Below are 14249 nucleotides of genomic sequence, written 5' to 3'. Positions count from 1 at the left end.
TGTCATAGTTGTTATCCTATTACAAGTTGTAGTTTATTATAGTATAATCAGTACTACTATACTGAAATAGGGTGGATTCTATGATCAACCGAGAAACGAGACTACAAGCGCTGTCCTCCTTCCTCAAGTCGAAGCGCGCCAAAATCAGGCCGGAGGATGCTGGTTTTCCGGCTGGAACACGGAGGAGAACGCCCGGGCTAAGGCGCGAGGAGGTCGCTTCGCTTGCCGGCGTGAGCCCAACCTGGTACACATGGCTTGAGCAGGGACGTGATATAAAAGTATCTTCCTCCGTTCTCGATTGTGTCGCGGCCGCGCTGCAAATGAATGATGATGAGCGAAAATATTTATATGCCCTCGCGCTCGAGACCGGCCACGGCGCCATCCAAATGAATGAGGAGCAGTCCGAGATTACGCCTTCCTTGCAGCGAATTTTGCAGGAGCTGCGCTTCTGTCCAACGATTATCTCCGATCGCCGCTGCCAGATTGTCGGCTGGAATCAAGCGGCTTCTCATGTGTTTATGGATTTTGAACAAATTCCCGCTGAACAGCGAAATATGATTGAGCTGTTGTTCACAAGGAAAGAATTCCGGCGGCTTGCCGGCAATTGGGAGCATTTTGTGGGCGGGTATTTGGCTATCTTTCGCGCTTATTACGGCCAATATGTACAGGATGATTGGTATGAGCGATTTATTGAAGAAATGAAGGGGAGCCATCCGGAGTTTCAATATTTGTGGGAGCAAAGCCAGGTCAGCTCTGCTCCGGATGTATTGCTGGAATTTCGGCATGCGAAGGTAGGTAAAATGCTGTTCCATCTCACTTCCTTCCAAGTGCAGGGAAGCACCGACCTTCGGTGCAGCGTGTATACGCCAGCGCCTGAATCTTCAACGGAAGCGAAGCTGCGCAGACTTATGGAGAAGCATGATTAACGGGAATTTCGTATCCATTTATTCGCCAAATTGGACCGTGCGGCTGCAAATTTTGCTTACTAAGGCATGGTCATGGCTGACAACGAGCAAACCGATCTGACGGGAGCGAACGATATCCAGCACCGTATGCCAAATTTGCGCCTGCGTAATCGCGTCAAGCATCGTCGTCATTTCATCCGCGATCAGAAATTTCGTCTTTGGACCCAGCGCTCTTGCAATGCAGCAGCGCTGCAGCTCGCCTCCGGAGAGTTCATTCGGATATCGAACCAGCCACTCCTCTTGGAAACCAAGCGCAGCAAGAAGCTCGGCATCAGGAGCCCATCCCTCCGTTAGCGTCTTAGCCATTCGCCATCTTGGGTTAACCGCGCGTTCGGGATGCTGAAAAATCATCTGCACCGGATCATAGCTTTGCGCACGCTTGCTTTGGCCTCCGACGGTAACCTCGCCTGATATCGGAGCTGTGTAGCCAGCTAATATACGTCCAAGCGATGTTTTGCCGCTTCCGCTAGGACCGATCAGTCCTAACACTTCACCAGGGGCAAGCGCGATGCTGAAGTCTTGAAACAACCAATCGCCGCCAGGGTAGCGCCAGCTGAGATTTTTTCCTTCAAGTCGCATGGATACACCTCACCATTCCGCCTCTTAGGTCACGCGGCTCCGGCCTGCTAGAGCCGCAAGAGTCAGCAGCCGAGCTGCATCGCTCCGCGAAAAGGCAGCCTTTGATGGAGGCGCTTTTTGCAGGCTGCGTGCCGGCAATTGGCTCAAAGCCATTTTGCGGCAGCGCGCGCCACAAAGCTTGGCTGTAAGGATGTCGAAGCCGCTCGCCATTCCCATGAAAATCTGCTGCTGGAGCAAGCTCAATAATCATCCCCGCATAAAAGACGGCAACCTTATCGGCGATGCGAAGCGCCGCCTCAATGTCATGCGAAATGAACAATACCGCGCAGCCACCCTCGGCCAGCTGCTTAAATTTCCCGAGTGCCTCCGTTACATCGCCCGGATGCATGCCTGGCGTCGGCTCGTCTGCAATAATGAGCCGCGTTCTTCCAAGCGCCGCCGTCGAGACAAGCACCTTGCGCGCCATGCCGCCGGAGAGCTGAAACGGAAAAAGCTTCTCCACATGCTTGCCAAGCTGAAACCGCTCGAATAAGCCTTGCCGTTCCTTAAGCTGTTCAGCTCCGTCAGCTTGCGTCCGCAGCTGCTTGCCTACCCGCATTAACGGATCCAGATAGCTGACTGACTGGGGAACAAGCGCGATTTCCTTGCCGCGGTAATGTCGAAGCTTAGCCTCGTCAAGCAGCTCGCCGCCATAGGAGATGCTTCCCGTCATCACGACATTTTTCGGAAGAATGCCCATAATCGCATGAGCAAGCAGGCTTTTGCCCGAGCCGCTCGCTCCGACGACCGCAACGATCTCCCCCTCGTTTATCGCAAAATCAAGCTCCTCCATGACCGTAACCTTATGCTGCTGGCTGCCTTTCTGGTATTGCATGAAGGAAATCGATAGCTTGTTTACCTCTAGCAGAGGCATATTGGTTCCTCCCTTCCATTGCTGTTATAGATGCGTGCTCCTAGGATCAACAAGCTGCCTAAGATGACTGCCCAGCTTATCGAACGCACGTACCGTTACCAATAGGCCAATGCCCGGAAATACGGCCAGCCACCACATGCCTGTCGATAAATAGCGCATCGATTCGGATAAAATAATGCCGATTGCCGGCTGATGCGGCGACATGCCAAGGCCAAGAAACGTAATCGCTGCTTCATGCAAAACGGCATGCGGAAACAAAATAAGAAAGCCTACGAGCAGCTGCGGAAACAAGTGCGGAGCCAAATGGCGAGTCGCGACGTGATATCGCGATTTTCCCAGCTTCCTCGCTACAAGCACGTATTCCGCCGACATGAGCTGAAGCGCCTCTGCGCGAATAATCCGGGCAAGGCTAGGCCAGTGGGTGAGCATAATGCCGATTGCAATGCCTTTCAATCCGCCGCCGCATACGAACGCGATCAGGATCAGCATCACGAGATGCGGAACGCTCAGGAAAACATCGATCAGCCATGTGATGATGCGATCAGCCGTCTTCCCAAGCGTTGCCGCCATTAAGCCCATAATAGCTGCAATTACAACGCTGCATGCTGCTCCAAGCAGCCCTACTTTAATGCTTAAAGCAAGTCCCTTCACCGTGCGGGAGAGCATATCTCTTCCAAGCCAATCCGTTCCGAATAAGTGGGACAGCGACGGTGCCAAATTCCGATTTTCCAACTGTACGGAGAGCCCCGACGAGCCCAGCAGCCAGCTGCCTAGCCCAATGCTTGCAAGCAGGATCGCCGCTCCAACAGCAGAGATAAGTGTGCGCCGCCGCTCGTTCCAACGATATTTACGTTTCTGGGCGGTAACAAGCTGACTCATCCTTGCACCTCCTTCTCATGCCGCAGCCTTGGGTCAACCATGCGATAGAAATAATCGGCCAGCGCATTTCCCGTAAAAACGAACAGCGTGCTGCATAGCACAAGCCCCATCAACAGCGGCACATCGCCTCTTAGTCCCGATTCCACTGTCGCTTGTCCAAGTCCAGGATAGGAAAACACTTGCTCCGCAAGCACGGCGCCTCCGAACAGCTCGCCAAATGACGCAAACTGCAGCGTAATGGCCGGCAAGGCGATATTTCGCAAGCCATGCCTAAGCAGCAAGCCCATCCCTCGCTCTCCTCTTGCTCTAGCAAACAAAATATAATCGCTATCCATGACATCGATAAGCTTTTGCCTTGTATGAAGCGCAATCGGCGCGATGCCCACGACGCTAAGCGTAATCGCCGGCAAAATCATATGCTTCACATAGTCGCCAATCGTGACGCTGCCCGATAAGACGCCTGCCGGAACCCCTAGCCCAACGGGGAGCCAGCCTAGCCAAACCGCAAAAATCATCATAAGCAGCAGACCGATCCAGAAGGCAGGCGTTGATGCGAGCGTGTAGCAATAGCTTTTGATTAGCCGGTCGACCCATGAATCTTTTTTTAACGCCGCTGCTATGCCTGCCGTAAATCCAATCACGCCCGACAGCATCCAAGCGAACGCCATCAGCAGAGCCGAATGCATGAATCTCTCCGCTATCACTTTCGTTACAGGCTCGCGGTAGATCATGGATGTCCCCAAATCTCCTTGAAGCAAAGCCGACGCCCATTTCAAAAACCGTTCTGCAAACGGCCGGTCCAGTCCCCAGTACGCGGCGATTTCCTGTCTCTGCTCCGCTCCGACACGCATGACATCGGCGCCAATGTAGGACTGCACTGGATCGATCGGCGACATGGCGACCAGCGCAAAGGCAATTATACTAACCGATGCGAGCAGCGCGAACAGGCGAATGACCTTTTTTCCCAAAAAAACGGCTAATGCTTGAATCATCCCAAATACCTCTTCCCGCTATTACTCTTTCCTGCCCCAGCTCTCGATATTGTCCGTTAGCGGCCAGCCATGGCCATGCGGCTGTATCCGCTGCTTGCCGATATCAAGGCCATCCTTCACCAAATACAGATGGTCGATATTAACGAGCCATGCCCAAGGCGCATCGCCTTTGACGCTTAGCCCTGTCTGTCCGTCCCATTGCGCTTTTTTCCAATAGCTGAGCGCTTCCTCTTCCGTACGCGCATCAAGCGCTTGCTGGAACCACTTGTCGACGGACGGATTGCTGTAAAAGCCTGTATTGTAATAATCGACGCCGCCAAAAGAACTGCTGTAAAGGTTATACATTTCAAGCGGATCATGACTGCCCCAGCCTAGAAGGATCGCATTCGCATGCATCAGCTTTTCGATTTCATCCCAGCTTTTTCCCTCGACATTCATTCGAATGCCTGCTGCTTGCACCATATCCGCTGCTGCAAGCGCGAGCGATTGTCTAGTTACGTCCCCTGACGGATAAATAAGCGTAAACTCCGCTTTCAACGTCCCTTTTTCTACGATGCCGTCGTTATCGCTGTCCGTCCAGCCGCCCTCCGATAATATTTTTGCAGCAGCTTCCGCGTCGTTGTCTTTGATGGCCGACTCCTCGTTCCACCATGGAAGCCCGTCGTTTGCCGTATAGGCAGGTGAACCGTGGCCTTCCAAAATACCGTCCACCAATTGCTGGCGGTCCATGACCGCATTGATTGCCTTGCGAATGGCCACATCCGAAGTCACGTCATTGCCAATCGGATAACCTTCCTCTGTCTTGCCGCCAGCTTTCACGTAAGGGAACGCGATGCCGCGATTATCGACTGACTTCACCGCTTCAAGATACATGCCGGCAACCTGTTGCTTGCTAAAGGCAGACGGGATGTATGCGATATCCACTGTTCCAGCTTTAGCTGCTGCAAAAGCCGCATCCTCATTAAGGAACAGGAAGGTCAGCTTTTGAAAATGTGGTTTGCGCCCGTAATAATTGGCATTCGCTTCTACGATTAACTGCTGCCCGCGATCCCACTGTACAAATGTATAGGGTCCCGAGCCGATCGGCTTTTCAGCATAGGTGCTGCTGTAAGCATGTTTAGGTACAATTCCTGTCGTAATGAGAAAATAAACAAACGTAGACTGAGGTTTCTTCAGTTTGAAAATCACTTCATTAGGCCCCGCCTCAACGCTTGCCAAATTCGTTAAGTCAATGGCCGCGCCGTTGCTTGCAGCCGTATCGAAGGTGAATTTTACATCCTCCGAGGTGAGCGGCTTGCCGTCGGAGAACAGCACATCCCCCCTGAGCTTAACGGTCCAAACCTTGCCGTCCTCGCTAATTTCGTAGCCTGCTGCCAAATCATTTACGATCTTTAGATCGTCATCACGCTTCAGCAGCGTGCTCTGGAACAATGGAGAGCCATAACGGCCCCAGCCCTTTGTTGGGTCAAAGCCGGTATCCGGCTCAGCGCCTATCGCCACAACTAAATCGTCGGACTTGGTTACGCTGGCTTGCGGCTTTGCTCCGGCGCAGCCTGAAACGACTATCATCACGATGATCGTATACATGATTGCAGTTACAAATCTTTTCACTTGAGCTCCCCTTTTCTTGTGTTAACTTTCGTGACACGATTATGTGATATTGTAACACGATATTCTCTTCATTTCATCCCTTTTCTATATAAATAAGGTGGGAGAGCGGCTTTTACTAGCATCGTATTTGCGGCTTGCAAGCCGTATGCGTGCTGACAAAGTGAATTCGGCATGGGGTACAGACAAAAAACAGCTGCAAGCACGTATATGCGCTTACAGCTGTTGAATGTCCCGAACTTATCGCTTGTTAGCACCTCTCCGTGCTTACGAGCGATTGGCCGTGCCGCTCTATACTATGAATGCTCATGCTCCATGCCTTGCTCGTGTTTATCCGCATAAGTAACGGAGAGCTCCGCATAGATGACGCCCCGCTGGGCTTGAATCTGCTGATGCAGCGATCGAAGCCGGGAGAGCTGCCCCCTTACAACGATGACCTCCAGGCATTGATCGTGATTCAAATGGACATGCATATTGGAGATGATGTCATGATGGAAGCGGTGCTGCACCTCCATTAGCACGATTGGAAGATCGCTCGCGTGGTGGTCATAGACGAGGACAATCGTGCCTGCAACATGCTCCTGCCCATTCATGCGGGCAGGCTCCAGCAAAGCTCGCCTTGCCAAATCACGAATGGCCTCCGATCGATTCGAATAACCCTGCTCATCCGTAAATCGATCGAATTGCTCGATTAGCTGGGCCGGGAACGATACGCCAAACCGGACCAATTCTTCTTTGTCAGCCATGTATTCACCCTGCCTGCCTCATTTTCTGTAACACCCACTCTAGCAGCTATTGCTTGTTTGATATCGGATAGTCGATCACGATTACATTTTCGATGAGGCCATCAAGCTTGCTGACAAAGCTTTGATGCGCAGGATGCGGCCCGTATGCGAGCAAGGCTTGTTGATCGGCGAAAGTCACCCGGAGTCCAAGCGTATACCCTTGGATGTTGCCTGTTTCTGTCGTTTCATTAATGCCGGCTGTCAGCTCCACGATACCCGGAACCTCTGACGGCAGCACATGCAATGCGTCCAACAGCTCTTTCTCCATGCCCTCGGACAGCTTCTCTTTAAACTTAAAGGATACTAAATGCTCGTACATGTTTGGTCATGCTCCCTTCGAATGCATTGGTCATTTCCCCTATCATATCACGGACTACTGCCAAAATGTTATAATCAAAACGTTCTTTGGAACAACATCATTAAAGGAGAAATAACGATGAATGAGCAGATAAACCAAGCCTTGGAGGCTGCTTTAAAAAACTGGAGCATGATGTCGAGCTCAAATGTTGACGATGCGGAAGGAGCGGCGGATCAATTCGAATCCTCCTTCTACGCCTTTATCGATACTGTGCGGGACTGGGCTTATACCGAATTGAAGCCTATGCCCCAAACCGTTGAGCAATTTCTTGATTTGCCTTTGGTTATCGGTATTCTAGAGAGGCTTCCCGCTCCTCTGCACTTAAATTTCGAGACAGAAGCAGAGCTTATTGTCGATCAAACCATTCGAATCGACGATGAAAAATACGATTAATTCAGCTATAATTGGAGGGTCCATAATACTTCCAATTGGATGTGTACATATTAATATTAATCCATTACCGTAAAGTTAGGACCAGACACATCATCATTCGCAAAAGGTGTTGGCAGAGCATGTGGAAACCCGATCGTTCATCACAAACCCCCTTATACCAGCAAATTGTCGATCATATCCAGCGCGCCATCTCTTATGCGGAGCTTCCGCCTGGCAGCAGCCTTCCCTCCGAACGCAAAATGGCTGAGCAGCTAGGCGTGAACCGAAGCACCATCATCCAAGCCTATGAAGAGCTTCGCGCATCCGGATTAGTGGAGAGCACCGTCGGCAGCGGCACTCGCGTCAGTCTGACCAAATGGGGCATTTCGCCTAAAAATACGCCAAACTGGCGGCAATACACGGAAGGCGGCACATTTCTGCCAAATCTTCCGCTCATGCGACGGGTTCGGGAAGCTCTGCAAAACGACTCTTCGATCATTAATATGGCAAGCGGCGAGCTGTCGTCCGATCTTTTTCCAAACGAGCTGGTCAATCGGATTTTGCGAGAGCAGCCCTTTCATGAGCATCTCGGCTACGATGATCCGCAGGGCTATTATCAGCTGAGAAAAACGCTCGTCGGCTCCCTTAAGCACTACAACGGCATTCATACGACGGAGTCGTCCATGCTTATCACATCCGGTTCGCAGCAGTCTTTATACCTTATTACGCAATGCTTGCTGTCGCCGGGCGATGCCGTAGCCATCGAGGACCCCTCTTACAGCTACTCGCTGCCGATGTTCCAATCAGCTGGTCTGCGCATTTTTCGGCTGCCGGTGCACGAGGATGGCATTGATCCCGATGATGTTGCAAGCCTGTACCGGCAGCATCGCATTCGGATGGTTTTTTTGACGCCCAACTATCAAAATCCGACCGGTACCATCCTTAGCGAGTCAAAAAGAAAACGGCTGCTGAAAATTGCCGCAGATTTGCGCATTCCCGTTGTTGAGGACGATCCGTTTAGCTTAACCGCTTTTGACGGAAACGTCCCCGCACCGCTCAAATCGCTGGATACGGGCGGAATCGTGCTTTATATCGGGTCCCTTTCCAAAATCGCCGCGTCTGGACTTCGGATCGGCTGGATGGTTGCCCCCCAATCGGTCATTGAACGACTAACCGACGCAAGGCAGCAAATGGATTTTGGATTGAGCATTCTGTCGCAGTGGGCAGCGGAACGGCTGCTCACTTCGGAGCATTTTGACCGGCATATCGTTCAATTACGCCAAGCTTTATTTAAAAAGCAGCTCATCATGGTTAAGACTTTAAAGGAAACGCTGCAAGGAAAGATAAGCTTCGTCCCGCCGCTCGGCGGTTTAAACCTATGGTGCAAAATCAATCAAAAAATTGACGATGGCAAGCTTTTGGAAGAAGCGATCAAACGAGGCGTGGCTTTTATACCCGGAAGCGTCTATGGCTCGGAGCCTGGTTATATCCGGTTTTGCTATGCGAAACCTAAACACGAAGAAATATATCCCGGGATCATCGCGTTCTCGCAAGCGCTAGAGAGCTTTAAATCATGAACTAAATCTTGTTGCTAATGAAAGGAGATTCATCCCATGACTTATATCGTTATTTTGAGCGCACTGTTTTTCGGCGGCATTATTTATATCCTAATGGCTGGAGCTGGCATAGTACGTGATGATGATGCCATTCAGGATCAAATATTGAAGCAGATGAACGAATCTCATTAAGTGAATAGCTTGTGATAAAAAAACGAGTCTTAGAATCGCTTCTAAGGCTCGTTTGCTGTTTCGGAAGATATTTCTGTACAAATAACAGGAAAAGCTCCATCTATTTCTCCGCTGGGAATTCAGATCGACCATTTAGCTGGAAAAGCTCCCGTTAATCCTGTCTCCATCAGCTCCAACCACAAGAGCGCGCGAAGTATCTTTTTTTACAAGCGATGAATGTTAAAAACAAACGTCAAATCCTGATCCGCTTGGATCAAATATTCATCATGTACCGGCGCGCCCCAGCTGTCATCGCCGCCAACACCCATCTGTCTGCCTGCTACCGTAACGACCGTGTAGTGAACATCCGGCAGCTCGTAATGATGCTGGGCATTTTCCAGCTCAAATGCGGTATACGGCGAAATGCTGCATTCCACCGGCTGCGTCGCAGGCGCTGTAATACGAATGCCATGGCCGTCATCATTGGTGATGCCAACGCGGCGGACGCCTGTACGGTTGCCCGATTCCTGTGGAACTACGTAGCCGGATACATTATCCGCGGCATCATTTTGGAACTCGCCGAGGCGAGCGCCAAAGGCACGGTCGATATAGTTTTCTTCCGGACCCATCGCGTACCAATCCAAATGGCGATAATCAGCCGGAACCTTAAACGACAAGGCAAAAATCGGCAGCTTCGGCAATCCTTCTGCCCCTTTATAGGACGATGTAACGTTCAAGCTTCCATCCGCAAGCACCTTGTATGCGACGGTGACGAGAACCTCGCTGCTAATGCTAAGCTTGTACTTGAATGTGACCGTAGCGCTTCCTGCCTGCTGAGTCAGCTCCACGCTGATGCATTTGCGCGTCAAGCTAGCCGCGAACCATGCGCCGGAGTCAAAGCCCAGCGCAAAACCTTTGTCATTGTCCGTCGTCGCACGCCAAAACAATGGTGCCGGCGGAATCGCGATCATCTCTCTGCCTGCGTAGTTTAACGAAATCAGCGTTCCCGCTTGCTTCGAGAACATGATGCTGAAATCTCGGCCATGGACACCGATATTGACATCGCCCTCTACGACTCTAAGCGCTCCCTCGGGCTGCGCAGAGACTGCGCCCGCTTCATTCACAAATACAAATTGTCCGAATGCTATCTCATAACCCGCATCCGCCCATAACGTCTTTTCCTTTAGTTCTAGCGAAGCGTGCAGCGCATACTCGCCAGGCTGCTCTGATGCAGGCAGCTCGATTGGCAGATAGGCTTCGCTTTGCGCAGCTACATCCACATCCATTTTGCTGTGGTAAATCGCCTTGCCTTCGTGATGAAGCGCAATAACCAAATGATAGCCGCTCGTGCCCTCGAACAAATTCTCGTTATTGATCTTCACGCCGCTGCGATCAGGGATCAGCTTGATGTTTTGGTAAAGGAACTTGACCTCCTGCATCTTCGGCGATTCCTTGCGATCGGCAAACACGATACCGTTCGTACAGAAGTTGTAATCGGTAGCACGGTCTCCAAAATCACCGCCGTAGGCAAGAAACTCTTTGCCATACCGATCTTTTTTCACAATGACCTGATCGATATAATCCCAGATGAAGCCGCCCTGATACATGGCGTATTTCTGCTCCAGCTCCGTATACTTATGCATGCCGCCGACGGAGTTGCCCATCGCATGCATATATTCGCAGCTGATATAAGGCTTATCCGGGTTATCGTTCAAATAGTGCTCGATATCGGCTGGTTTTGCATACATCCGGCTCTCCATATCGCTTGTAGCATTGTACTTGCGGTTATGGAATACCCCTTCGTAATGGACAAGCCTGCTCGGATCCGTCTCGCGGAAATAGTTCGATACGTTCAGCAGCACTTCGCCTGCATACGCTTCATTGCCGACCGACCAGATGAGGATGGACGGATGGTTTTTGTCGCGCTCCACCATCGAAATCGCCCGATCCATTACGATCGGCTGCCATTCAGGCTTATTCTCCGGGATGTTCCACGAAGGCTCAACGGCCCCCATTTTTTGCCACGAGCCATGCGTTTCCAGATTCATTTCGTCGATGACATATACCCCGTAAATATCGCAAAGCTCGTACCACAGCGATTGATTCGGGTAATGAGAGGTACGGACTGCGTTCAGATTATTGCGCTTAAGCGTTGCAATATCCCATAGCATATCTTCCTTCGTAATGGCCCGGCCCCTGCGGCTGTTGAATTCATGGCGATTCACGCCCTTGAATACGATGCGCTTGCCATTGAGATGCATAATCTTGTTTTTCATTTCGAAGTTGCGGAAGCCCACCCGTTGCGGGATCGCTTCGATAAGCTTGCCAGACTGGTCATAAACAGTTAGATAAAGGACGTACAAATAAGGTTTTTCGGCGTTCCAAGCCGTTACTTTGCCCGCTTCAACAGCGAGCGACAGCGTATCGCCTATGGATCGCTCCGACGAAGCTGCTCCTACCGTATGCCCTTCCGCATCCTTCAATTCGAGCTTAACCGCATAGGGCTGCTCCGCGGCAGAAACCTTTAAATCTACGCGCAGGCATCCGCTTGTGTAAGACTCGTCGAGTTCAGCATGAACAAACAGATCACGGACATGAATGCTAGGAACGGTATATAAATAAACATCGCGGAAAATACCCGAGAAACGCCAGAAATCCTGATCCTCGAGCCAGCTCCCCGTACTCCGTTGGTACACCTCTACAGCCAGCTTGTTCTCGCCTTCCTGCAAAAATGGAGAAAGATCAAATTCAGACGGCGTGAAGCTATCCTCGCTATAGCCAACAAATTCACCGTTCAGCCATAAATAGAATGCCGACTCTACGCCCTGAAACGAAATATAAACAGGCTTGCCCTGCATATTGGCTGGCACGGAAAAATAGTTAACATAGCTGCCGACCGGGTTATGATCCTCTGGTATAGCCGGAGGACGGATATCATTATGCCCATCCCACGGGTACATCGTATTGACATATTGCGGCTTGCCGTACCCCTGCAATTGAATATGTCCCGGCACCTCGATATCTCTCCAGCCATCGCAATCGTAATCCGCCTTATAAAAATGCTCTGGGCGGTCGGCTGGCTTCACGGAATAGCTGAATTTCCAGCTTCCGTTCAAATAATGGCGAAGCGCCACTGGCGCAAACGCCGCAGCTTCCTCTATCGACTCGTAATAACGGTGGTCGGAGTGTGCTTGCAATCGGTTCACAGCAAATACGCTCACATCAGTGAGCCAGTTTATACTCGGCTTTATCGGATTCATCACATTTTCCCCTTAATCGTATTTAAAAGCCAGACAGCCGCGATTGAAGCGTGCAGCCGCCTGACTTTGCTCTTGCTTTATTTGACCGAGCCTGTCATCCCTGCCACGAAATGCTTCTGCATGAGGAAGAAAACCAGTGCAGTCGGAATGGTGGAGATCACGATTGCGGTCATGATAATGCCATAATCCGGCGAGTAGCTGGACCCTAGGTTGGAGATCAGCATCGGGATCGTTTTTTTCTCCGGCGATTGCAGTACGATGAGCGGCCATAAGTAATTGTTCCAGCTCGACATGAACGTAATGATGCCGGCTGCCGCGTATGTTGTCTTCATCGTAGGCATAAAGATACGGAAGAAAAGGCTTATTTCGTTTAGTCCATCGATCCGGCCAGCTTCAAGCAGCTCGCGCGGAAACATTTTTGTGTTTTGACGGAAGAAGAAAATAAGAAACGCGGTCGTAAAGGTCGGCAGCACGACGCCAGAGAGCGTGTCCAAGCCGATAAAAGGAATCGCTTGCGATATGCCTGCAAACATTTGATACAAGGGCACCATGATCGCCGCGAACGGGATCATCATCGAGAGCAGCAGGATCGTAAATACAACGTCCTTCGCTTTGCTCCTGTAAATTTCAAAGCCGTAGCCGGCTAAAGATGCGATAACCATGGCCAGCACCGTTGTCGTTATGGAGATTTTTGCCGAGTTCAGCAGCGCTGGCACGATATCTACCGTACTGAACAAAGTATTTATGTTTTCGATGAGCTGGCTGCCGGGCAGCAATCTTCCCTTCGTGACATCTGCCGACTTGTTTGTCGCGCTGATGATCATCCATAGAAACGGGAAGATGGAGACGAATGCAGCTGCGCTTAGAAAAATGTAAACAAAAATACGTTTGAATTTATCCATTTTTATCACCTGCCGCTTTAAACTGGATGAACGCCAATATGATGATCATAATGACAATCGAATACGACACGGTTGCCGCATAACCGAAATCAGACGAATATTTGAAGGATAGATTGTAAATATATTGCGAAATGGACATCGAGGCATTGCCCGGTCCGCCCTTCGTAATATTGACAACTTCATCAAACAGCTGCAGCGTACCGATGGTGGACGTAATGGATGTAAACAGAATAATCGGCTTAAGCAGCGGTACGGTAATGCCAAAAAATTGTCTCGTCGACGAAGCGCCATCGATTTTTGCAGCCTCGTAGATCGAATGATCGATATTTTGAAGCGCGGACAAGTAGAAAATCATGTTATAGCCTGTCCAGCGCCATGTGATTGCGATAATAACCGTCACCTTTGCCCAGAACGGATCCGTAATCCACTGAATGGGAGTCCCGATCAAATGAAGATTGGTCAACAGCTTATTGACCAGCCCTTCCGTAGCGAACAAATATTTGAAGATGACAGAATAAGCAACGAGCGAGGTAACAGCCGGCAAAAATATCGCCGTACGGAAAAAACCTTTAAATTTCAATTTGCTGTCATTGAGCAAAACGGATATGAACATCGCCAGAACGATCATGACAGGTACTTGGATAATTAAATAAACGAACGTATTTTTAACCGCTGTTAGAAATGTCTTATCACTGAAAAGACGGACGTAGTTATCAAAGCCAACAAATGATAGATTCATGCCTTTGCCGGATTTGAACGACAATAGGAGCGCTTGAATCATGGGATAAAAATAAAATGCCGCTATCATGATCACGGCCAGAATAACGAACATCCAACCAGTCAAGTTTGCTCTCCTGCGAATATTTACGCCAGGCCTCGCTGCTTTCACGGTAGCCTAACCCCTTTCTT

The 14249-nt window shown here is 50.4% G+C and carries 14 protein-coding genes; 4 read left to right on the top strand and 10 right to left on the bottom strand.

Features of this window, described 5'->3' with window-relative positions; genetic code table 11:
• Positions 1 to 83: 83 nt before the first annotated feature.
• Positions 84 to 926: a helix-turn-helix transcriptional regulator gene (locus tag A7975_RS01050; RefSeq protein ID WP_053377739.1), complete on the top strand. Its 843-nt coding sequence runs from the start codon at positions 84 to 86 to the stop codon at positions 924 to 926.
• Positions 927 to 944: 18 nt separating this feature from the next.
• Here A7975_RS01050 and A7975_RS01045 read toward each other — a convergent pair whose 3' ends face one another.
• From A7975_RS01045 to A7975_RS01015, 7 genes are all read right to left on the bottom strand, one after another.
• Positions 945 to 1544, bottom strand: coding sequence for an ABC transporter ATP-binding protein (locus tag A7975_RS01045; protein ID WP_065383886.1), 600 nt, complete (start codon positions 1542 to 1544; stop codon positions 945 to 947).
• Entirely contained in the window at positions 1534 to 2457 is a 924-nt protein-coding gene (locus A7975_RS01040; protein WP_065383885.1) for an oligopeptide/dipeptide ABC transporter ATP-binding protein, read from the bottom strand. The genes A7975_RS01045 and A7975_RS01040 overlap by 11 nt, the downstream gene beginning before the upstream one ends.
• Before the next feature lie 24 nt (positions 2458 to 2481).
• Positions 2482 to 3336 carry an ABC transporter permease gene (locus tag A7975_RS01035; protein ID WP_065383884.1) on the bottom strand — a complete coding sequence of 285 codons (855 nt, stop codon included), beginning with the start codon at positions 3334 to 3336 and terminating at the stop codon, positions 2482 to 2484.
• Positions 3333 to 4328 (bottom strand): ABC transporter permease, encoded by a 996-nt coding sequence (locus A7975_RS01030; RefSeq protein WP_053375351.1) that lies wholly within the window; start codon positions 4326 to 4328, stop codon positions 3333 to 3335. Before A7975_RS01030 ends, A7975_RS01035 begins: the two co-directional genes overlap by 4 nt.
• 21 nt (positions 4329 to 4349) lie before the next feature.
• On the bottom strand, positions 4350 to 5897 hold the full coding sequence (locus A7975_RS01025) for an ABC transporter substrate-binding protein (RefSeq protein ID WP_255314204.1): 1548 nt from the start codon (positions 5895 to 5897) through the stop codon (positions 4350 to 4352).
• A 335-nt stretch (positions 5898 to 6232) separates the two neighbouring features.
• Entirely contained in the window at positions 6233 to 6682 is a 450-nt protein-coding gene (nikR, locus tag A7975_RS01020) for a nickel-responsive transcriptional regulator NikR (RefSeq protein ID WP_053375350.1), read from the bottom strand.
• A gap of 46 nt (positions 6683 to 6728) precedes the next feature.
• Positions 6729 to 7040 (bottom strand): Dabb family protein, encoded by a 312-nt coding sequence (locus A7975_RS01015; protein ID WP_053375349.1) that lies wholly within the window; start codon positions 7038 to 7040, stop codon positions 6729 to 6731.
• A gap of 117 nt (positions 7041 to 7157) precedes the next feature.
• On the opposite strand from A7975_RS01015, the gene A7975_RS01010 reads away from it, so the two are divergent.
• From A7975_RS01010 to A7975_RS34635, 3 genes are all read left to right on the top strand, one after another.
• Entirely contained in the window at positions 7158 to 7472 is a 315-nt protein-coding gene (locus A7975_RS01010; RefSeq protein ID WP_065383883.1) for a hypothetical protein, read from the top strand.
• A gap of 119 nt (positions 7473 to 7591) precedes the next feature.
• On the top strand, positions 7592 to 9028 hold the full coding sequence (gene pdxR / locus A7975_RS01005) for a MocR-like pyridoxine biosynthesis transcription factor PdxR (RefSeq protein WP_065383882.1): 1437 nt from the start codon (positions 7592 to 7594) through the stop codon (positions 9026 to 9028).
• Between the two features lie 36 nt (positions 9029 to 9064).
• Positions 9065 to 9199: a hypothetical protein gene (locus A7975_RS34635; RefSeq protein ID WP_255314133.1), complete on the top strand. Its 135-nt coding sequence runs from the start codon at positions 9065 to 9067 to the stop codon at positions 9197 to 9199.
• 203 nt (positions 9200 to 9402) lie between these two features.
• Here the strand turns inward: A7975_RS34635 and lacZ are convergent, their stop codons facing one another.
• The 3 genes from lacZ to A7975_RS00990 all read right to left on the bottom strand — a co-directional run bounded on the left by lacZ (position 9403) and on the right by A7975_RS00990 (position 14172).
• On the bottom strand, positions 9403 to 12438 hold the full coding sequence (gene lacZ / locus A7975_RS01000) for a beta-galactosidase, LacZ type (protein WP_065383881.1): 3036 nt from the start codon (positions 12436 to 12438) through the stop codon (positions 9403 to 9405).
• Between the two features lie 77 nt (positions 12439 to 12515).
• On the bottom strand, positions 12516 to 13340 hold the full coding sequence (locus A7975_RS00995) for a carbohydrate ABC transporter permease (protein ID WP_053375345.1): 825 nt from the start codon (positions 13338 to 13340) through the stop codon (positions 12516 to 12518).
• Entirely contained in the window at positions 13333 to 14172 is an 840-nt protein-coding gene (locus A7975_RS00990) for a carbohydrate ABC transporter permease (RefSeq protein ID WP_141680225.1), read from the bottom strand. The genes A7975_RS00995 and A7975_RS00990 overlap by 8 nt, the downstream gene beginning before the upstream one ends.
• Between the last annotated feature and the right edge of the window lie 77 nt (positions 14173 to 14249).

The sequence above is a fragment of the Bacillus sp. FJAT-26390 genome (assembly GCF_001682865.1).
GTDB lineage: Bacteria > Bacillota > Bacilli > Paenibacillales > Paenibacillaceae > Pristimantibacillus.
Note: the sequence above shows the minus strand (reverse complement) of the source record. Positions and strands in the feature narration are given on the sequence as shown.

Coding starts and splice junctions, on each gene's coding strand:
- A7975_RS01045 (WP_065383886.1), bottom strand. CDS start 1,544: ATGCGACTTGAAGGAAAAAATCTCAGCTGGCGCTACCCTGGCGGCGAT.
- A7975_RS01040 (WP_065383885.1), bottom strand. CDS start 2,457: ATGCCTCTGCTAGAGGTAAACAAGCTATCGATTTCCTTCATGCAATAC.
- A7975_RS01035 (WP_065383884.1), bottom strand. CDS start 3,336: ATGAGTCAGCTTGTTACCGCCCAGAAACGTAAATATCGTTGGAACGAG.
- A7975_RS01030 (WP_053375351.1), bottom strand. CDS start 4,328: ATGATTCAAGCATTAGCCGTTTTTTTGGGAAAAAAGGTCATTCGCCTG.
- A7975_RS01025 (WP_255314204.1), bottom strand. CDS start 5,897: ATGATAGTCGTTTCAGGCTGCGCCGGAGCAAAGCCGCAAGCCAGCGTA.
- nikR (WP_053375350.1), bottom strand. CDS start 6,682: ATGGCTGACAAAGAAGAATTGGTCCGGTTTGGCGTATCGTTCCCGGCC.
- A7975_RS01015 (WP_053375349.1), bottom strand. CDS start 7,040: ATGTACGAGCATTTAGTATCCTTTAAGTTTAAAGAGAAGCTGTCCGAG.
- A7975_RS01010 (WP_065383883.1), top strand. CDS start 7,158: ATGAATGAGCAGATAAACCAAGCCTTGGAGGCTGCTTTAAAAAACTGG.
- pdxR (WP_065383882.1), top strand. CDS start 7,592: ATGTGGAAACCCGATCGTTCATCACAAACCCCCTTATACCAGCAAATT.
- A7975_RS34635 (WP_255314133.1), top strand. CDS start 9,065: ATGACTTATATCGTTATTTTGAGCGCACTGTTTTTCGGCGGCATTATT.
- lacZ (WP_065383881.1), bottom strand. CDS start 12,438: ATGAATCCGATAAAGCCGAGTATAAACTGGCTCACTGATGTGAGCGTA.
- A7975_RS00995 (WP_053375345.1), bottom strand. CDS start 13,340: ATGGATAAATTCAAACGTATTTTTGTTTACATTTTTCTAAGCGCAGCT.
- A7975_RS00990 (WP_141680225.1), bottom strand. CDS start 14,172: ATGTTCGTTATTCTGGCCGTGATCATGATAGCGGCATTTTATTTTTAT.